19 protein-coding genes and 2 pseudogenes are annotated in these 21,047 nt (G+C 37.2%); 18 read left to right on the top strand and 3 right to left on the bottom strand.

The window, feature by feature from the left end; all coding sequences use genetic code 11:
* Positions 1-259: 259 nt before the first annotated feature.
* The gene (locus ED2_RS11525; protein ID WP_016177332.1) at positions 260-748 is read left to right on the top strand and encodes a gamma carbonic anhydrase family protein; all 489 of its coding nucleotides are present in this window, start codon (positions 260-262) and stop codon (positions 746-748) included.
* Between the two features lie 176 nt (positions 749-924).
* Here ED2_RS11525 and clpP read toward each other — a convergent pair whose 3' ends face one another.
* Complete coding sequence (gene clpP / locus ED2_RS11520; protein WP_005875713.1) at positions 925-1,518, bottom strand: ATP-dependent Clp endopeptidase proteolytic subunit ClpP; 594 nt, start codon at positions 1,516-1,518, stop codon at positions 925-927.
* A gap of 179 nt (positions 1,519-1,697) precedes the next feature.
* Between clpP and ED2_RS11515 the strand changes: the two genes are divergently transcribed.
* From ED2_RS11515 to ED2_RS16430, 17 genes and pseudogenes are all read left to right on the top strand, one after another.
* Positions 1,698-2,225 (top strand): PilN family protein, encoded by a 528-nt coding sequence (locus tag ED2_RS11515; protein ID WP_005875715.1) that lies wholly within the window; start codon positions 1,698-1,700, stop codon positions 2,223-2,225.
* Positions 2,226-2,577: 352 nt separating this feature from the next.
* Positions 2,578-3,312: pseudogene (locus tag ED2_RS11505) on the top strand (glycerophosphodiester phosphodiesterase).
* A gap of 7 nt (positions 3,313-3,319) precedes the next feature.
* Positions 3,320-4,237 (top strand): tRNA (adenosine(37)-N6)-dimethylallyltransferase MiaA, encoded by a 918-nt coding sequence (miaA, locus tag ED2_RS11500; protein ID WP_005875719.1) that lies wholly within the window; start codon positions 3,320-3,322, stop codon positions 4,235-4,237.
* Positions 4,238-5,470 carry a GTPase HflX gene (gene hflX, locus ED2_RS11495; RefSeq protein ID WP_016177335.1) on the top strand — a complete coding sequence of 411 codons (1,233 nt, stop codon included), beginning with the start codon at positions 4,238-4,240 and terminating at the stop codon, positions 5,468-5,470.
* Between the two features lie 187 nt (positions 5,471-5,657).
* Complete coding sequence (locus tag ED2_RS11490) at positions 5,658-6,050, top strand: MerR family transcriptional regulator (RefSeq protein WP_005875723.1); 393 nt, start codon at positions 5,658-5,660, stop codon at positions 6,048-6,050.
* A 32-nt stretch (positions 6,051-6,082) separates the two neighbouring features.
* Positions 6,083-7,423: a type I glutamate--ammonia ligase gene (glnA, locus tag ED2_RS11485; protein ID WP_060789808.1), complete on the top strand. Its 1,341-nt coding sequence runs from the start codon at positions 6,083-6,085 to the stop codon at positions 7,421-7,423.
* Positions 7,424-7,750: 327 nt separating this feature from the next.
* A complete protein-coding gene (gene pyrG, locus ED2_RS11480) occupies positions 7,751-9,361 on the top strand; it encodes a CTP synthase (RefSeq protein ID WP_016177336.1) in 1,611 nt (536 codons plus the stop codon).
* A 547-nt stretch (positions 9,362-9,908) separates the two neighbouring features.
* A complete protein-coding gene (locus ED2_RS11475) occupies positions 9,909-10,778 on the top strand; it encodes a class II fructose-bisphosphate aldolase (RefSeq protein WP_005875729.1) in 870 nt (289 codons plus the stop codon).
* A gap of 92 nt (positions 10,779-10,870) precedes the next feature.
* Positions 10,871-10,990: pseudogene (locus ED2_RS16435) on the top strand (DUF3788 family protein); the annotation flags it as partial.
* A 157-nt stretch (positions 10,991-11,147) separates the two neighbouring features.
* Positions 11,148-12,419 (top strand): UDP-N-acetylglucosamine 1-carboxyvinyltransferase, encoded by a 1,272-nt coding sequence (murA, locus tag ED2_RS11470; RefSeq protein ID WP_005875731.1) that lies wholly within the window; start codon positions 11,148-11,150, stop codon positions 12,417-12,419.
* Complete coding sequence (rho, locus tag ED2_RS11465; RefSeq protein ID WP_005875733.1) at positions 12,416-13,711, top strand: transcription termination factor Rho; 1,296 nt, start codon at positions 12,416-12,418, stop codon at positions 13,709-13,711. The genes murA and rho overlap by 4 nt, the downstream gene beginning before the upstream one ends.
* A gap of 98 nt (positions 13,712-13,809) precedes the next feature.
* Positions 13,810-14,073, top strand: a complete 264-nt coding sequence (locus tag ED2_RS11460) for a type B 50S ribosomal protein L31 (protein ID WP_005875735.1) — start codon at positions 13,810-13,812, stop codon at positions 14,071-14,073.
* A 505-nt stretch (positions 14,074-14,578) separates the two neighbouring features.
* Positions 14,579-15,721: a ThiF family adenylyltransferase gene (locus ED2_RS11455; RefSeq protein ID WP_016177337.1), complete on the top strand. Its 1,143-nt coding sequence runs from the start codon at positions 14,579-14,581 to the stop codon at positions 15,719-15,721.
* Positions 15,714-16,589, top strand: a complete 876-nt coding sequence (locus tag ED2_RS11450) for a hypothetical protein (RefSeq protein WP_005875739.1) — start codon at positions 15,714-15,716, stop codon at positions 16,587-16,589. The genes ED2_RS11455 and ED2_RS11450 overlap by 8 nt, the downstream gene beginning before the upstream one ends.
* A gap of 25 nt (positions 16,590-16,614) precedes the next feature.
* Complete coding sequence (locus ED2_RS11445; RefSeq protein ID WP_060789807.1) at positions 16,615-17,541, top strand: ABC transporter ATP-binding protein; 927 nt, start codon at positions 16,615-16,617, stop codon at positions 17,539-17,541.
* Complete coding sequence (locus ED2_RS11440) at positions 17,528-18,298, top strand: ABC transporter permease (RefSeq protein WP_016177339.1); 771 nt, start codon at positions 17,528-17,530, stop codon at positions 18,296-18,298. The genes ED2_RS11445 and ED2_RS11440 overlap by 14 nt, the downstream gene beginning before the upstream one ends.
* Before the next feature lie 105 nt (positions 18,299-18,403).
* Positions 18,404-18,691, top strand: coding sequence for an ATP-binding cassette domain-containing protein (locus ED2_RS16430; RefSeq protein ID WP_157846116.1), 288 nt, complete (start codon positions 18,404-18,406; stop codon positions 18,689-18,691).
* Here ED2_RS16430 and ED2_RS11435 read toward each other — a convergent pair.
* Both ED2_RS11435 and ED2_RS11430 read right to left on the bottom strand, forming a co-directional pair.
* On the bottom strand, positions 18,663-19,967 hold the full coding sequence (locus ED2_RS11435; protein ID WP_016177340.1) for a sensor histidine kinase: 1,305 nt from the start codon (positions 19,965-19,967) through the stop codon (positions 18,663-18,665). The genes ED2_RS16430 and ED2_RS11435 overlap by 29 nt on opposite strands.
* Entirely contained in the window at positions 19,964-20,671 is a 708-nt protein-coding gene (locus tag ED2_RS11430) for a LytR/AlgR family response regulator transcription factor (protein WP_016177341.1), read from the bottom strand. Before ED2_RS11430 ends, ED2_RS11435 begins: the two co-directional genes overlap by 4 nt.
* Between the last annotated feature and the right edge of the window lie 376 nt (positions 20,672-21,047).

Raw genomic sequence — 21,047 nt, 5'->3', positions numbered from 1 at the left:
TCCTTCGGAAATAAGCCGAAATTCACAAAAATTTGAAAAGCAATTTTCGTTAATTTCTTCTTATTTCTCGGAGTTAAACACTTCTGTCCCAACCTCTTTACAAATTTTTGAGAATCTCGATTTCTTTTCAAAGAGGCTACTATTTCTACTGTTTGATTTAGAAGATGAGTGAAAGGTGAATTTTCCTTTTTCTCATCTTCTTTTTGTTTCAGTCATCACGATTCTGTTATAATGAACAACAAAAGAAGGGGGAACATGGATGAAGGAACGATTTATTGCTCCAAACGCCACTGTTGTCGGTGAGGTTGAACTTGGGGAAGGAGTAACTGTTTGGTATCAAGCAGTTGTACGTGGTGACAGTAACACGATCAAGATTGGGTCAAACACTAATATTCAAGATGGCACGATCATTCATGTGGATCATGATGCACCTGTCGAAGTCGCTGAAAATGTGACTATTGGGCACCAATGCTTGCTGCATGGCTGTACGATTGAAAAAGGGGCACTGATCGGCATGGGTTCCACGATTTTGAATCATGCAGTGATTGGAGAAAATAGCTTGATCGGCGCTGGATCGCTAGTAACGGAAGGAAAAGTCATCCCACCCAATGTATTGGCTTTTGGCCGACCAGCCAAAGTGATCCGCCCGCTTACGGAAGAAGAGATCGAAAAGAATCGGAAAAATATCCAGCATTATGTCGATTTAGGAGAAAAATACCTGAAAGGCGAGTTCGATCAGATACAGTAGCATGAAGATTTTTGGGGAGTCTACTTTTGACTGCCTTGTTTAACGGATAAAAAATGTTTTTCTTCTGGATAAACGAAACGAGCCGAATAACGGAAAAACTACCTAGATAGCTTTCGTTATTCGGCTCGTTTGTTGTACGAATTTTTTAGGCACGGAACTTATTCAGCACTCTCCGATTAATTTAAAGAAGCACTGTTTTCCATTACTTCATCGATCAAACCGTATGCTTTTGCTTGTTCAGCAGTCATGTAGTTGTCACGATCTGTATCTTTTTCGATTACTTCAAGTGGTTGACCAGTACGTTCAGCCAAGATTTTATTTAAACGTTCACGAGTTTGTAAAATGTGACGTGCTGCAATCTCGATTTCTGTTGCTTGTCCTTGTGCTCCGCCAAGAGGTTGATGGATCATGATTTCAGCGTTTGGTAAAGCAAAACGTTTGCCTTTTTTCCCAGCTGTAAGTAAGAAGCTACCCATAGAAGCAGCCATACCCATAACGATTGTTTGGACATCTGCTTTCACGAAGTTCATCGTATCGTAGATAGCCATACCAGCTGTAACAGATCCACCAGGTGAGTTGATATATAGATAGATGTCTTTTTCAGAATCTTGCGCATCTAGGAAAAGTAATTGAGCGATGATTGAATTTGCTAAATCATCTGTTACTTGTCCACTCAGCATGATAATCCGGTCTTTTAATAGACGAGAATAAATATCGTAGGCTCTTTCGCCACGAGAGGATTGTTCGATAACTGTAGGGATTAAATTCATAATAAGGTTCCTCCTTGATTTCTTTAGAAATAGTGTAACATAAATTGATTTCTAATACCTAGAATGTAGTATACATTTTTGGTCAATAAAGGTCAAATAAAAAACTTTGGCGAAATAGGTCTATCATATGAATTTATGTTATGATAAAAATTGAAATGCAAAACAAGGAGGAATACGAATTGGTAGTTGGTATCGTAGGCTTTATTGGCGTCTTATTAGGTGCTATCATCGTATATATAGGAATGGCTGTCCAAATGCGCCATCTTGAAAATAAAGAACAACGAAGACGTGAATTAGAGTTGAAAGTCAAAGAAATAGAAACGTTGAATCAATTAAATAAAAAAATCAATGAGATATTGCAAAAAAGAGCGACCTTATTAGATGAATATGTTAGTTTTGATGCATTCGATGATTGCTATATCACGATTGACGATTTTGCTTATTTACAGTCTTTCTCCGCTCAAAATAATTTTTACCTACCGAACTATATCTTGGACGAGTTGTTTAAAAATATCGCCCATCGAAAAGTCATTCTTTCTCCGGATGAAACAATGAAAATCGGAGGATATGCGTACAAAGGTGGACGGGTCATTTTGGAAAATTTCACCGATAACTTAAATGAAATGATCATTGAAAAAAAGGCACAATTAAAGAATGTCACAAGACAACCAATCGGCTTTTTCTCAAAAGATGATGTATGGAGTTAGTACTCTGTGGAATGCTATTCTCATGAAAGTGGCGAAACAAATAATGAGATAAAGCTGAGGCCGAGACAAAAGTCGTTAAGGTTTGAGAAATTGAAGAGAAAAACGAACAATACGTTTTTTGTATTGCTCGTTTTTTTTGAACCTGACTTTTGGGCGCCGTTTATTCGAGAGTCTGTAGCAAAGCTGATTTTTAGAGTTGTTCCACATTTGCTTTATTTGGTTTGCTACACACGAAGTGAGTTGATAGTTGCTATATCAATTGGTGTTTTTTCACATATGGATAGGATAAATCACAGTTGTCACTACTTTTCCCTGTGTTACAATAAAGTGGATCGGAGTGAAGTGATATGATATGGTACAGATTTTTGCCCATCGAGGTAGTAGTGGGACGCATCCAGAAAATACATTGCCAGCATTTGCTGAAGCTGTTCGGGTAAACGCAGATGGCATTGAGTTGGATGTCCATTTGACAGAAGATGGCGAGTTGGTCGTGATCCATGACGAAGAGGTGGATCGAACAACCAATGGCAAAGGACTTGTTCGAGAAAAGACACTAGAAGAAATCAAAAAGTTGAATGCGGGTCTGTAGTTCAATGACAAGTTTCCAGCAGCTAAGATTCCGACGTTAAAAGAAGTGTTGGATCTACTCTTGCAAAAGAACTATCGTGGAACAGTGATGATTGAAATCAAAACAGATAAATATGAATATGCAGGCATTGAAGAAAAAGTCTCCAAGCTATTGACCAATAGTGTTTGGCCTTTCCAACATGCGTATTGCAGTTTCAATATAGATTCTTTAAAGCGGTTATCTCTTTTAGAAACCGATGTACAGCTGGACCTATTATTAAGTAGCTCGCAGAAAAAAGTGACCTTAGCCAAAAATACAACTTATTTAGAAGGAATCCATCCTAAAGTTGATTGGTACTTTTCCAATCTGGAAGAAGTCCAAGCCTTTCCTAAGGCAATCAGATGTTGGACGATCAATGAAGAAGCACAAATGATCCAATGCTTCAATCAGCCGATGGATGCAATCATCACGGATTTTCCTGAAAGAGCAATAAGACTAAAACAATCAATGAAAAAGTAGGATAACGATGGAAAAAGTACTTGTGATCGTCGGACCCACAGCAGTCGGGAAAACCGCCCTTAGTGTGGAGTTGGCAAAAAAATTCAATGGAGAGATCATTAGTGGAGACTCTCTGCAAATCTATAAAAAACTTGATATTGGAACTGCAAAAATCAGTACTTCAGAGATGAGTGGGATTCCCCATCATTTGATTGATGTGATCGAACCAACAGATAATTATTCTGTAGCAGACTTCCAAAAGGCTGGTAGACAGCTGATTACTGAAATAACTGAGAGAGGGCATCTACCGATCATTGCTGGCGGGACAGGACTCTATATTCAATCGTTGCTTTATGATTACCAGCTGGGAGCAAAAGAAGAAGTGGTGTCTGATGTTCGAAAAAAATATGAAGAGTTGGCTGGAAAAATCGGGAAAAAACAGTTATGGGAGTATTTAAAAGAAAAAGATCCATTGGCAGCTGAAAAGATCCATTGGAACAATCAAAGAAAAGTCATCCGTGCTTTAGAAGTGTTTGAAGTAACTGGTTATAGTATCATGACACCAAAAGAAAAACCGCAATGCTTATATGAATATTGTATGATCGGGCTAGATACAGACAGGAAACTTCTGTATCAACGAATTGATCAGCGAGTGGACCAAATGATCGCAGCGGGGTTGGTTGACGAAGCACGCTTTGTTTACAGCTTGGGTGAGATACAGGCAAGCCAGGGGATCGGCTACAAAGAATTGTACCCCTATTTTAAAGGAGAAATAACCTTGGAAGAGGCTGTTGAGCAAATCAAACAGAACTCAAGACGTTACGCAAAACGACAATTGACTTGGTTTCGTAATCGGCTAAAAGCGCAATGGTTTGACTTGTTAGAACAGCCAAAGCAACAAGAAGAGATCAAGCGAGTGATCAAAAAGTGGCTGGAGGAAAAATAGATGGAAAATGGACAGGAAAAAGTCATCATCGTGGGCGTTGAAACAGAAGAAAATCAACGCTATTTTGAAGAATCAATGACTGAGTTAAGTAAGCTGACCATGACAGCTTCTGGGAAAGTGGTATTCACATTGACACAAAAAAGACCACAAGTAGATCGGCAAACGATCATTGGAAAAGGGAAGCTGCAAGAATTGATCCAACAAGCAGATGCTTACGAAGCAGACCTCATCATCTTCAATCATGAAATGACTCCTAGACAAAGTCAATTAGTAGGTGAAGCAGTCGGTCTTCCTGTCATTGATCGGGTACAATTGATCCTAGATATTTTTGCGATGCGAGCACGCTCGAAAGAAGGCAAGCTGCAGGTCGAGCTGGCACAATTAGAATATCTTTTGCCACGTTTAGCTGGTCAAGGAAAGTCGATGTCAAGACTTGGAGGCGGAATTGGAACAAGAGGACCAGGGGAAACAAAACTGGAAACAGATCGCCGTCACATCCGGAACAAAATTCTAGGAGTCAAGCGTGAATTGAAGGCAGTAGAAGCGCATCGGGAAAGAAGCAGACAAAAACGTCAGACGAGTGAGGTTTTTCAGATTGGTTTGATCGGCTATACAAATGCTGGGAAATCAACGATATTAAATCTTCTCACACAAGCAGATACGTATTCTAAAGACCAATTGTTTGCGACGCTGGACCCATTAACTAAAAAATGGCGGTTCGCTGAAGGGTTTGAAATCACTGTGACAGATACAGTTGGATTCATTCAGGATTTGCCTACGCAGCTGATCGATGCTTTTCATTCCACACTAGAAGAAAGTCAAAACATGGATCTATTGTTACACGTGGTAGATGCAAGTTCGCCAGATCGAACGTTACAAGAACAAACTGTATTACAGTTGATGGAAGAATTAAAAATGAACGAAATGCCTGTATTGACGGTATATAATAAAGCGGATCAGATCGACCCCGCTCTCTTTACGCCTACACTATTCCCGAATGTATTGATCTCTGCTCAAAGTGTGGAAGGCAAGGACCAATTGATTGCTGGGATCAAACGCCAGCTGATGGAATTGCTAGAACCTTACACACTACTTGTTGCAAGTGACGAGGGTCAGAAATTGAGTGCGTTACGTCGACAAACTCTTGTATTGAGTGAACACTTTATTGAAGCGCAAAATAGCTACGAAGTAAGAGGTTTTGCTAAAAAAACATCAAAATGGCTAAAAATGTAATAAATTAAAGTTATTTATTTATTTCTATTTATTATATCAATAAGGACACAGATATCGAAAAAAAGATATCTGTGTTTTTTTATAAAAAAATCGAAGTTCTATGTTAGAAAATGTAACATATACGGTTGACAAGCTTTTTAGTGATTGGTATACTTTACACAACTTATGAAACGAAAGGGGACGTCTGATGGGAGAAAAGGAATTGCGCCGATCAATGTCAGTATTTCCAATTGGTACAGTGATGAAATTAACTGATTTATCCGCGCGACAAATTCGCTACTACGAAGAACAAGATTTTGTTCATCCTGAAAGAAGCGAAGGAAATCGCCGTATGTATTCATTGAATGACATTGATATATTGTTAGAAATCAAAGATTATCTTTCTGATGGGCTGAATATGGCTGGGATCAAGCGAGTGTATGAAATGGCTCAAGCGAAAAAACAGGAAGAAAAAAGTAAGAAGCCACTGACTGACCATGACGTTCGCCAAATTTTTCGTGATGAGATCTTGGCGCAGGGCGGATTAAGCAAAACAGGGCATTATCAGTCACAAGGAATGCAGAGACAATTTTTTGACTGAATGAAATAGACAAAATAAGGAAGAGGGATATCATGGTAAAGAAACAGATAACAGGCGAGGAAATTAAACGAATCATCGAAGAGGAGAATGTTCGCTTTTTAAGATTGATGTTCACTGATATTTTAGGAACAATCAAAAACGTAGAAGTACCAGTTAGCCAAATTGACAAAGTTATAGAAAACAAAATGATGTTTGATGGTTCTTCTATTGAAGGATTTGTACGTATCGAAGAAAGTGATATGTATTTGTATCCTGATCTTTCAACTTGGATGATCTTCCCTTGGGAAAGTGATCATGGAAAAGTTGCTCGTTTGATCTGTGATATCTATAATCCAGACGGCACACCATTTGCAGGGGACCCACGTGGAAACTTGAAACGTTCACTAAAAGATATGCGTAACCTTGGATTTACCTCTTTCAACTTAGGACCAGAACCAGAATTCTTCTTATTCAAATTAGACGAAGATGGAGACATTACAACTACTTTAAACGATAAAGGTGGTTATTTCGATTTCGCTCCTACAGATTTAGGTGAAAACTGCCGTCGTGATATCGTATTGGAACTAGAAAGCTTAGGATTTGAAGTAGAAGCTTCTCACCATGAAGTTGCTCCTGGACAACATGAAATCGACTTTAAATATGCTGATGTTGTAGACGCCTGTGACAATATCCAAACATTCAAATTAGTCGTAAAAACAATCGCTCGCAAACACGGATTACATGCAACCTTTATGCCTAAGCCACTATTCGGTATCAATGGTTCAGGTATGCACTGCAACATGTCTTTATTCAATGAAGAAGGCAATGCTTTCTACGATAAAGACGGCGATTTAGAGCTTAGCCAAACAGCATACCATTTCTTAGGTGGCTTATTGAAACACGCTCGCGCATATACAGCTGTATGTAACCCAACAGTGAACTCATACAAACGTTTAGTTCCTGGCTATGAAGCACCTGTATATGTTGCTTGGAGTGGACGCAACCGTTCACCACTAGTCCGTGTTCCAGAATCACGTGGCTTAGCTACACGTTTAGAATTGCGTTCAGTAGATCCTTCTGCTAATCCTTACTTAGCAATGGCTGTTTTACTTCAAGCCGGTTTAGATGGTATCCGCAATGAAATCACTCCTCCAGCTGCAGTTGACCGCAATATCTATGTAATGGATGAAGACGAACGTGCAGAAGCACATATTTTAGATTTACCATCAACTATCCACAATGCTATCAAAGAATTACGTAAAGACGAAGTAATGATCGACGCATTAGGCCAACATATCTTCGCAAACTTTGTAGAAGCCAAACGTTTAGAATGGGCTGCATTCAGACAAACCGTTTCAGAATGGGAAAGAGAACAATATTTAGAATTGTACTAAAAACAGGAAAGAAAGAAGCGTAGGGTAAAACTGACGCTTCTTTCTTTGCTATTTTACTCGTTTTTTTGAGGGTAGCTATTGAAAAACGGATTTGCATAAGTGGCCTCACAGCAATCGTTAGAAAAAATAAAATCAAAATGAAAACGTATTGAATGGAAATGAGTACTTGACTTTCAATAATTCTGAATGTATCATACACCTTGGGCACCCTTTTAAAGGGTCAGAAGTTTGCAGAAATTTTGGCTCCCTATTCTAGTTAGAATAGGGAGCTTTGTTTATTTTCTGAGACTTTTCCTGCAGATAAAACAAGAAGGAGTTTTTGAACTTATGACAAAATACATTTTTGTAACGGGCGGCGTAGTTTCATCGATTGGTAAAGGAATCGTTGCGGCTTCATTAGGTCGTTTGTTGAAAAATCGTGGCTTAAAGGTAACTATCCAAAAATTTGATCCATACATCAACGTGGACCCAGGGACAATGAGCCCATATCAACATGGGGAAGTATTCGTAACAGATGATGGAGCAGAAACTGACTTGGACTTGGGTCACTATGAACGTTTTATCGATATCAATTTGAACAAATACTCCAATGTTACCACAGGAAAAATTTATTCTGAAGTACTTCGTAAAGAGCGTAAAGGGGAATATCTTGGAGCAACAGTACAGGTTATTCCACATATCACGAATGAGATCAAAGAAAAAATCATGCGCGCAGCAAAAATGACGGATTCAGATGTCATTATCACTGAAGTAGGTGGGACCGTTGGCGATATCGAATCTCTACCATTCTTAGAAGCACTACGTCAAATGAAAGCAGATGTCGGTGCGGACAATGTGATGTACGTCCATACAACCCTTATTCCTTACTTAAAAGCTGCCGGTGAAATGAAGACAAAACCTACACAACACAGTGTAAAAGAACTTCGTGGTCTAGGTATCCAACCAAATATCTTAGTTGTACGTACAGAACAACCAGTTTCACAAAACGTGAAAAATAAATTGGCACAATTTTGTGATGTCGAACCAGAAGCAGTCATTGAATCTCCAGATGTAGATACACTTTATTCGATCCCATTGCTTTTACAAAAACAAGGCATGGATCGTATCGTTTGCGAACACTTGAAATTAGACACACCAGAAGCAGATATGACTGAATGGAAAGAATTAGAAGAAAAAGTATTGAATCTGAAGAAAAAAGTGCGTATTGCATTAGTAGGAAAATACGTTGAACTTCCAGATGCCTACATTTCTGTAGTGGAAGCATTGAAACATTCTGGTTTTGCGTTTGATGCTGATATCGAATTGGACTGGATCAAATCACAAGATCTAACAAGAGAAAATGTAGAGGAACGTTTGAAGGATGCTGATGGAATCCTAGTTCCTGGCGGATTTGGCGATCGCGGTCTTGAAGGTAAGATCGAAGCTATCCGCTATGCCCGTGAAAATGATGTGCCATTTTTAGGTATCTGCTTAGGAATGCAAATGGCATGTGTGGAATTTGCCCGTAATGTAGTTGGGTTAGAAGATGCAGCCTCTGCTGAAACAACTCCAGATACAGCCAATAACATCATCGACTTGATGGCAGACCAAGAAAACATCGAAAACCTTGGTGGAACACTACGTTTAGGCCTTTACCCATGCAAGATCAAAAAAGGAACAACAACAGCGACAGCCTATGATGGAGAAGATGTTGTTCAAGAACGTCACCGTCATCGTTATGAATTCAACAATAAATATCGTCAACTATTCGAAGAAAACGGCTTGGTATTCTCAGGGGTATCACCAGACAATCGGTTGGTTGAAATCGTAGAATTGACAGATAAAAAATTCTTTGTGGGTTGCCAATTCCATCCAGAATTGATTTCTCGTCCAAACCGTCCACAAAAACTGATCAAAGCATTTGTTGGCGCTGCGTTATCTGAACGTGAAGGAAAATAACAAAGCTTATTAGAAAGCGTAATGAACGAGGTCAAGACAAAAGTTGTTTAGGTTTGAGAAATTGTAGAGAAAAACGAACAATACGTTTTTTGTATTGTTCGTTTTTTTTAATTTCCGAAAAACCTGACTTTCGGACACCATCAATTCGAAATTAAAGTCTGCAGAAAAACTGTTTTTTAGATTTGTCCCACATTCGTTCTACAGATGAACAAGCGGTGGGATCAGAAGCAACTTCTTCACAAATAAGCCGGGATTCATAAAAATTTTAAAAAGTAAATTTCGTGAATTTTTGTTTATTTATCGAAGTAAAATACTTCTGTTCCGCCCTTTTTATATTTTGTTATTGATTACCTCAAAAGAGTGGATGGATAAACCAGTTTTTCACATTTATAACGAGTAGAAGTCTTATTTTTTACAAAAAACTTCTTGAAAATTTTCATTTTCGGTGATTTTAGTAGAAAACTACCGAAATGTTTGGTAAAATAGGTTCGTTGGTTAAGAATAGTCTTAACAAATTTAGTTTTACAAAAATTAGGAGGAATTTATTATGCCAGTAGTATCAGGAGCTGAATTTTTAAAAGCTGCTCGTAAAGGCGGTTACGCTGTCGGCGGATTCAACACAAACAACTTAGAATGGACTCAAGCAATCCTTGAAGCAGCTGAAGCTAAACAAGCACCAGTACTTATCCAAACTTCAATGGGTGCAGCTAAATACATGGGTGGTTACAAAATCTGTAAAGATTTGATCACTGATTTAGTTGAAACAATGAACATCACTGTTCCAGTTGCAATCCACTTAGACCACGGTGACTACGAAGCTGCTTTAGAATGTATCGAATTAGGCTATACTTCAGTTATGTTCGACGGTTCTCATCTACCATTTGAAGAAAACTTGAAATTAGCTAAAGACGTTGTTGAAAAAGCACATGCAAAAGGAATCTCTGTAGAATGTGAAGTTGGTTCAATCGGCGGCGAAGAAGATGGAATCATCGGTAACGGCGAATTAGCAGATATCGAAGAATGTAAACAAATGGTTGCTACAGGTATCGATTACTTAGCATGCGGTATCGGTAACATCCACGGACAATATCCTGAAAACTGGAAAGGATTAGCATTTGATCATTTACAAGCAATTGCTGATGCTGTAGGTCCAGATATGCCTTTAGTATTACATGGTGGATCAGGTATTCCTCAAGACCAAATCGAAAAAGCTATCTCAATGGGTATCTCAAAAGTAAATGTTAACACTGAATTCCAATTATCATTTGCTGCTGCTACTCGTGAATATATCGAAGCTGGTAAAGACCGCGAAGGTAAAGGATTTGACCCTCGTAAATTATTAGCACCAGGTAAAGCTGCAATCATCAAAGATGCAGAAGCTCATATCGACTGGTTCGGTTCAGCTAACAAAGCTTAATTTCAAAAAAATTAAGAATACCGCAAAATGGGGTTTCCCGTTTTGCGGTTTTTTTGTTTTGGAGAATGAATCAAATGAGTAGCTAGGAGAGGCTGGGACAGAAGTGTTTAACTCCGAGAAATAAAAAGAAATCAACGAAAATTGCTTTTCAAATTTTTGTGGATTTCGGCTTATTTAAGAAGGAGTTGCTTCTGCTCCCACCGTTTATTCGTTTTAATGAATGGGACAAAAGTGTTTCTTACTTTTGTCCCACACTCATAAATTCACACTCTTTTATTAAATCAAATCAACGAAACTCGTTTCTTTTTTTCATCTATGATAAAATACAAGCATATGCAATAAATTTGAACAATTACAAGGTGGAAATCAATGAAAAAAATCATAATCAATGGAAATCGCCCGCTTACTGGTGAAGTAACGATCAGTGGTGCAAAAAATAGCGCAGTTGCGTTGATTCCAGCAGCTATTTTAGCAGATTCTCCAGTTATTCTAGAAGGTGTACCTGATATTCAAGATGTTCATTCGTTAATCGAGATTTTAGAGATCATGGGCGCAAAAGTCCATTTTTCACAAAATGTTTTAGAAATCGATCCCCGAGAAATCGTTTCAGTACCCATGCCAAGTGGGAAAATCAATAGTTTACGCGCTTCTTACTATTTTATGGGTACATTGCTCGGAAAGTTTGGGGAAGCAGTCGTAGGTCTTCCTGGTGGCTGCTATTTAGGTCCTCGACCAATCGATCTACACGTAAAAGGATTTGAAGCTTTAGGTGCCTCAGTTAGTAATGAGCATGGTGCGATGTATTTACGAACAGATAAACAGTCATTAAAAGGCAATCGCATCTTTATGGATGTTGTATCAGTCGGAGCTACGATCAACGTGATGCTTGCAGCAGTTAAAGCAAAAGGTCAAACAGTGATCGAAAATGCTGCACGTGAACCAGAAATCATCGATGTCGCAACTCTACTGAATAATATGGGCGCAAAAGTCCGTGGTGCAGGAACCGACGTGATACGGATCGAAGGAGTGGAACAACTTCATGGGTGTCGTCATTTTATGATTCCTGATCGGATCGAAGCAGGCACCTATCTTGCCCTAGCAGCAGCGGTGGGCAACGGGATCAAAGTCAAAAACGTCATCTATGAACATTTAGAAAGTTTTATTGCAAAACTTCAGGAAATCGGTGTGAACATGACGATCAGTGAAGATGAGATCGAAGTCTTTCCATCGAAAAACTTGAAAGCAGCCAACATCATGACCTATCCTTATCCTGGGTTTGCTACAGATCTGCAACAACCACTTACGCCACTCTTATTAATGACAAAAGGGACATCTGAAATCACAGATACCATTTACGCAAAACGAGTAAATCATGTGCCGGAATTAGCTCGAATGGGAGCTGATATCTCCGTTGAAGGAAATTTGATCATTACAAACGGACCAAATAAATTGCACGGTGCTGAAGTAGTTGCTTCTGACCTTCGAGCAGGTGCATGTTTAGTCATTGCAGGTTTACTTGCTGAAGGAACAACAACGATTTATAACGTAGAGTATATTTTACGTGGATATGATCATATAATTGAAAAATTGACAGCATTAGGTGCTGAAATTCAAATGGTGGAGGAAGTGGAAGCTGAATGAGTGATTATTTAACGATGGCAGAGCTCGAAAATAAGACGCTGAAAGAAGTATATAATTACGCAAAAGAATTTAAAATTCCTTATTATAGTAAGATGAACAAAAAGGAGTTATCCTTAGCAGTCATTCGTGCACAAGCAGAAGAGCAAGGATTTTATTACATGGAAGGGATATTAGATATCGTCGGTCAAGATGGGTATGGCTTCTTGCGTCCCATCAATTATGGACCGAGTGTAGAAGATATCTATATCTCTGCCTCACAGATCAGACGATTCAGCTTGCGAAATGGGGATAAAGTTGCTGGTAAAGCACGTCCGCCAAAAGAATCTGAACGTTATTATGGATTGATGCACGTTGAAAGCGTTAATGGAAAAGATCCGGAAGAAGCAAAAGAACGGCCTCATTTTCCAGCGTTGACACCTCTTTATCCACAAGAACAACTTCGATTAGAAACAACGCCACAACGCCTTTCTACTAGAATGATCGATATATTTTCTCCAGTAGGGTTCGGTCAACGTGGACTGATCGTAGCTCCTCCAAAAGCTGGAAAAACATCCGTCTTAAAAGAAATTGCTAATGGGATTACAGAAAACCATCCAGAAGTCGAATTGATCGTTCTATTGATCGATGAACGACCAGAAGAAGTGACGGATTTAGAACGCAGTGTCAAAGGAGATGTTGTTTCTTCCACATTTGACTTGCAACCACAAAATCATACAAGAGTTTCTGAATTAGTCTTAGAACGTGCGATGCGTCTAGTAGAAGACAAGCGCGATGTGGTCATCTTGATGGATAGTATCACGCGTTTGGCTCGTGCCTACAATTTAGTCGTACCTCCTAGTGGCCGTACACTAAGCGGTGGGATCGATCCAGCAGCTTTATACAAACCAAAGAAATTCTTTGGCGCAGCTAGAAACATCGAAGAAGGTGGCAGCCTGACGATTCTCGCAACCGCCTTAGTTGATACCGGTAGTCGTATGGACGATGTCATCTATGAAGAATTCAAAGGAACAGGTAATTTAGAATTGCAACTTTCTCGTGACTTGTCGGAACGCCGGATCTTCCCAGCCATCGACATCAAGAAATCTGGTACTCGTAAAGAAGAACTATTGATGCCAAGCGAACAACTAGAAGAAATCTGGAAACTTCGAAAAAATATGACTGGTGATTCTTTAGAATACACAGAACAATTGATTCGTTTTTTACGAAAAACTAAGAATAATCAGCAATTCTTCAAAGAATTTCAAGATGTATCTTTCAGTAAAAAAAATCAAACAAGAAATCTAAAAAGATAATTGCAACCTTATAAGAAACATGTTAAGATGTTACTGTTGTATATCGACAAATCAACTCTGATTCAGCAAATGGGTCAGGGCAAAGGAGCGAAAAAAGCATGAAAGAAAACATCCATCCAGATTACCATCCAGTAGTGTTCATGGATTCAACAACTGGTTTCAAATTCTTGTCAGGATCAACAAAATCTTCACAAGAAACAGTTGAATGGGAAGACGGTAATACATACCCAGTCATCCGTGTCGAAGTAACTTCTGACTCACATCCATTCTATACTGGACGTCAAAAATTCACACAAGCAGACGGACGTGTGGACCGTTTCAACAAAAAATACGGTCTCAAAGACGCAAACGCTGCGGAATAATAAAAACATTGAGCAATCAAGGTTTAGCAGACTTCACTACGGTGGGGTCTGTTTTTTTTGTGTGTTTGGATCATGCATTTGAGCTTCGGGAACTTTCTTTGTCCAACATTCATTGAAAGACTAAAAAGTAGACGAAAATCTAATATTTGGAAATTGGTATTTTTATTGCTAATTCAACTAGAATTGTGACGTTTATTACATCGAAATGGTTGATTGTGACAGTTGACATAAATGATAAATATTTATGATATGGTACAAATGTATCAAAGCTTGAGAGAATCTCTTAACAGAAAAATACCATTGGTTAGGGAACAAAGATTCCTTTTTAAGATTCTTTGCTAGAGGGGATGAATATCATGAAGAACGTCACTGTACGCAAAGCGGATAAAGTTGATGCAACTGCAAGGTGGATTATTATCTAAATACCTACAAAATTGTTTATTGGCGAGATTGTCTAAAAGATGATCTCGCTAATTTTTATCAATAATAAGTAAAGGAGATTGTTATGAATTACATACGTCCACGTATTAAACCTATTTATCCGGTATATCGTCTTGATGATCGATGTTTTCGCGTAGGGGCACAGCTGGGTATCACTGTAGAGTTTGGTGATCCTGATGGACAGTTATTCAGTTTGGCAACTAAACTGAATGGACAACTGATTGATGAGGTGGTTAGAGCAGTGAAAGTAGAATTTCCTGAGTTAACAAAAGATGACATCCTATCTGGAATCAATCTATTAGACGAGCAAGGTGTATTGGAAGAAACACTGCCTGAGGAAACTGATGAAGAGCGCTACTTGCCGAATATAAGTTATTTTAGTCGGTTTATCGGTACTGGTGGTAATCGTTTCGAAGTACAAAGAAAGATTCATGAAAGTACCATTTTACTATTAGGGCTAGGTGGTGGGGGATCAAATATACTAACACTTTTGGCGGGACTAGGTCCCAAGAAAATTATTATCATTGATTATGATTGTGTGGAATTAAGTAATTTAGGACGACAATTCTTATTTCGAGAGGCCGATGTAGGTAAGTTAAAAACAGAGGTTGCTAAACAAGCAATCAATGAAATGAATTCAGATGTTGAGATTGAAGTTCATAATCAAAAAATTAAAAATCCCTCTGACACACTTGAATATATTGAGGGAGTTGATATTGTGATTTGTGCAATTGATGAACCACCATTTGTCATTCACCGAGTTGTTAATAAAATGATTGTTGATGCAAATATTCCGTGTGTTTTTGGTGCTTCTCAAGTTAGCAGAGGGCGTATATATACAGTTATTCCATATGTTGCTAGATGTTTTGACTGTTTAAATTTAAATTTTAGTAAGAATGATCCTAAATTTTTAGATCAGTTTGTTGGTTTCCGAAAGATAAATTTTGATCCACCTTCTATTGCATATGGTCCTGGTATGTTTCAACTGGTTTCATCAATTGTAGATGAAGTAGTACGCGTATTGACGTATTATGCAAAACCGCAAAGTTTAGGTACACAATTTGAGATCAACTATGAGGACGGGTCATCATTTACACATCATACATGGCTACGATTTAGAGATGAATGTCCTACTTGCGGAAATGGGAAAGTCGATGATTGGGAAATCTTCAAGTACTATGAAGAGAAGGCAACTGACTATGAGTAATTTCGGAGAATTGAATTCAATTTCAGGAAGAAAACTCCGTGGTAATACTTGGATTCTATTAACTGGGAAACACGAACCAATTGTTGTTGACAAAAAAACATATAACTTGTTAATAACTAATAATCTGGATCTACTCAAAGAGAATAGCAGTTTTATGGATATTATGAAAGATGCTGGATTTTTAAAGTTAGATAATACAGCACTTCCTGATCCGATTTCTGAAAGTCAGTCTAAGTTATGGGTAATTACAAGATATGGTGCATGGATTTTAGGTGTTAGTTCGTTGCTGTTTATTTGTTACGTAACCTTAAAACTAGGAATACCAACTGGTGATAAATTAATCAATCGGTCGATAAATCCTGTATCAATTATTATTTTTATCATTTTATTTACGCTTTTGACAACCATAATCCATGAAATCATGCATTTATTATTCGGTCAAAGTAATCCATCTTGGAAATCGATACATTTATCAGCAAAAATTGCAGTTGCCAAAGTTCCTCTTTCACATATTTGGACTTGGACGGTATTAGGAAGGATTACAGCTGTTAGTGCAGGTATAATTGCTGATCTATCAGAACTGGCTATATTTTCTGGATTAAGTTTGATTACTCGTACTTGGTTCATATCGGCAGCTTGCTCTATTCTATGGATTAGAATTTTATGGCAGTTTAGAATACACAAACGAACTGACGGACAATTATTACTGGCCTTACTATTCGATAAGCCATTTTTACATCAAGACCTTAAAAATAGCAACATTTGGTATTCTATTGTTATAAAAATTTTAGGTAATTTTGTCACACTATTGCTCATAGCAGGATGGTTAGTTCCACTATGTATCCGTATTTATCAATTGGTTATCTAAGCAAAAAGAAAGGAAGACTGGACATTTGGATTTCAATTTAAGCATTAATTCAATTACAAAAACATTTAATAATAACAAAATAATTGCTAATGACAATATCTCAACACAGTTCATTCCAGGAAAAATAACGGCTTTAACTGGGCATAATGGTGCTGGAAAAACTACTTTGCTAAATCAAATAATGGGAATAGTGCGACCCAATAAAGGATCAATAACTTTTGCAGGACATTCATTTACTCAAGAACCTGCCCTTGCTAGAAGGATGATTTCGATGATGCCACAATTACATGCACCATTAGCAGGTGTATCACTACGGCAATCAATTGAAGCCATTGCTAGAATACGTGGTAGCTATGGGAACGTGCTGAAAGAAGAAGTCGCGGAAGTAATCGATTCATTAAAAATCAATGATTGGGCTGATATATCGGGGGAAAAATTATCTGGTGGATTGCAACGCTTGACCTCATTTGCAATGACAGTCGTCGCACCTTCACCTATTCTATTATTCGATGAACCAACAAATGATGTTGATCCAGTAAGAAGAAAGCTGATTTGGCAATACTTGAGAAAATTGACTCAACAGAATTATATTGTAATTGTTGTTACACATAATTTACTTGAAGTGGACCAATATACTGATCGGTATTTGCTTTTGGATCATGGTCAATTAGTTAAAGACGAAAGTACCGATATACTAACTAATGACTTATTAAGTTCTGCTATCTTGACCATTAGTACAAAGCGTAAGTTTAAAAAGGAAGAATTCCCACAGGCAAATACTATTGTAACCAGTGAGGACTTTCAGTATGAACTGTTTTTAGGAGCAGACGAAATTGCAAATGCAATAACTTGGTTGTATGGAAGAATGGGTAGAAATGAAATTAGACACTACAGCCTAACACCAGCATCGTTAAACACTATATACGGAGGACTTACCGATGGAAATGAATAACGACCATTTAGCAAATGTTTCTCCAAAAATGAAAATACGTAAATTTTTTGGATTAATTTGGTGGAGCTTGATCAGACATAAAGTTCTTTTACCAACTTTTAGTATCACTCAAGCCGTTTTAGCATTGGCCATTGTATATGGATTAGCTTTATTAATGCCTAATATGAATAACGATAGCACTTTATACTTATCCTCAGGTGCGATTACTATTGGTATTATTGCTGTTGGTTGTGTATTGGCAGCACAAATTGTTGGGACAGCCAAACAAGATGGGATTGTAGCCTATCAAAAGTCGCTTCCTGTTTCTAGAATAGAAATCATATTGGCTGACGTGATTATTTGGAGCCTTGCATCTATACCTGGAGTGGTTATGTCGTGTATAGCGGCTGTCATTCGTTTTCGTGTACACCTATATCTCTCACCAATCAGTATTGCTGTAATAGTCTTGGCACAAATTACAATGGTGTTGATTGGCTTTTCTCTGGCATATTGGCTCTCTGCCAACACTATGGCTTTAGCAACACAGATTATTATGATTGGTGGATTATTATTCTCACCAATCACATATCCGGTTGATAGAATACCAAATTGGCTTGCATCGATCTATGACTTTCTTCCATTTGTTCCAACTAGTAATTTGATTAGAGCAACATTATTTCATCTTGGGGATTTTTCTTATTTCAATTTATTTATTTTGCTGACTTGGACAGCAGTAGCGTTCACGTTGTCTTTATTGGCGTTGTCAAAAAGGAGGTAAGCGTCATTTGGCACAATCTACTATTAATAATATGATTAAGTCAATTAATGATAGACCGATTTTACGAATTGATATCTGAGTTTTGAAAATAATTGAATCTATGGATTGATTGGGCCAAATGGTGTAGGGAAAACAACTTTACTAAAAAGTATTTGTGCCTTGCTTGTTCCCGATAATGACGAGATAAAAATTGATGATTTAGTTTTGAATAGGTCAACGCGCACTATATTTCTGCGACACATTGGTTCAGTTTTCATACAATCTGACAGTATTTTTGATTTATCAATTAATGATTTACTGGTAGAGCATTACTATTTTTTTAACATCAAGATGCCTAAAAATTGGAATATGTTACTGAAAAAGGTTAGTTTTGTCCCACTTTATGTTTTGTGATATTAAACAATAGGATGCTAACAAAGTATTTATTTCCTTCTGTCCATTGCTTATAAAGTCCATTGTAGCTGTTCACAATTCTTTTAACATTATTTGTTCCTACCCCATAGGCTATTCGATCACGCCGATTAATCAGTTCATCAGGATTGTAAATATTTTCAATATCAATTAATAATTTATTTTCAAACTGTTTAATGATTAATGAGATGTTTGCGTGATCATTATGTTTCAGTCGGATAGATGCTTCCAATGCGTTATCGATGAGATTACCGATTAGAATAGCCAATATATCATTATCTACATTTATTTGTTCTGCTAGTAACACCTTGATATCAAATTTGATCTTCGCTTTCTTCGCTAATTTACTTTTGTCATTTAGTAGATAATTTAGGACAGCATCACGTGTATAAAACTTCTGTTGTTTCTCTAAACTATCAGTCGACTTTAAAAGATATTCTTTTGCCTCTGCAGTACGGTTTTCTTCTAGCATACCGAGTATTACAATGAACTGATTTTTTAAGTCGTGGCGCATTGCAATGAGTTGATTTTGTATCTTTTTTAATTCAGCGATATATTTTATTTCAAAAGCGAGCGACTTATTTTGTAGTGTTATCTGATTTATTTGTCGTAAATGCTTCGTTAAACGGCTGTAAAGATACAGTATGCATAGATTCACGTATAATACACCAGTAGCAATTACTAATACAGAATGGGTTGAGTGACTGGAAATGTTAATATTTACCATTAAAAAGCTAAATAGGACAATAATGGAGACGATTGGTATGGAGGTTAATGCTAGAATCACTGGAATTTTCAAGGATTCCAGATATATGTAAGTACTGAAAAATACTAACTTGAGTGCTAATATCATTAAGACTTCTATAATCATCGAAATGCTGGTTGTGGCAATGGTAAATATTATATTCTGAGAGGAATAGTGTGCTGACATGAGTAATCGAAAAATTGCTAAAGCCAGAGCTTCGCTGATAAAATTAGTCGCAAGTAAAATAACGATCCAGAAAAACATATCTTTAACTGGTACCTCATAGTGAGTTGCAATCGTACTCATTGCAATTAGCGTAACGATAATGTATATAAAAGGATTAATTTTAGAAGGTAAAAGATACGCAGTTAGCGCAACAATTCCAGTTAGCCCTATTAAAATAAGTATATGTAATATTGACATTTTAGTAGAAACAGACCAACTAGAAAAAAAGAAACTCAGGAGAAAAGCATAGACGAGGAAACTGAATAGTCTAATAGTCATATCGATCATAGTTTACGCCTCATTTTCGTGATGATTTGATCTCTTGCAGTGGTTCGAAATTTTCTACTGATGGGTAGTTCAATTAACTCTGACGTTTCAGACAAAAGAATATAATTAGCGCCAATTTCTTTGATAAAGTTCACATTAACAATGAAAGAAGTATGAACTTGAACAAAATTATCATTTAACTTTTCTAGTAATTCGGAGGTTGACATGATTACTTGGTATTTGTGCTCCCTTGAGTAGATAATTACAGTTCGTTTTTGCTTTTCAAAACAGATTATATCTGTGAATCTCAATTTATACGTGGTTCGTTTGTACGTGAATAAAAAATCGTTGTCATCCAAATCGAGATAGGTAATAACTTTTTCAAGAATCGGGAAAAACTTTTCTTTGGTTACAGGTTTGAGAATGTAATCGAATGTTTGAACTTGAAAAACATCTTCCATATATTCAGCAAAGTTTGTGAGAAAAATAATTGGTACTTTCGAATCAGATTGTCTGATAATTTTGGCGATGGTTATTCCTGAAGATAAAGGCAGTTCAATATCTAAGATAAAAAAATCATACTTATGTTTTTGCAAGGATGAGATCAGGGTATCTGCACTAAAAAAAACTGATATATCGAATAAAGTTGTATTATATATTTCTAGCATTTTTTCAACAGTGCCTGTTATTTCAGGGATATCATCACAAATTGCGACTTTTATCATATTAACCTCCATTTTGATTTTCTCCTCTGTTTGAGTCGATTTTTTGATAACGGATACATTTTGTTTACTTGAAATGAGAAAAGCTACACTGCATAGTACGATGAAGGAAACTGTAAAAAATTTTGATAAGATAAATCAATAAAAACGGTATAAGTTTAAGTTTCAAACAGAGTGGTAAGAAAGCGCACATTAGCTATTCGTTTGACGAAATCTGTAAACTATTATTTCGATATGTACTGGTGGACTGGTTTTGAAAACCCGATAAATAACATTGTATTATTATAAAAATGGTTTTCACCGCCAAGGAAACCACTTTTTGATGTTTACTATGTACTCGATTCAAGATGTGTTTTTCCTATGAGTAACTAGTTCAGGT

The sequence above is a fragment of the Enterococcus durans NBRC 100479 = LMG 10746 genome (assembly GCF_001544215.1).
Lineage (GTDB): Bacteria > Bacillota > Bacilli > Lactobacillales > Enterococcaceae > Enterococcus_B > Enterococcus_B durans.
This window is presented reverse-complemented; position numbering and strand designations above follow the sequence as displayed.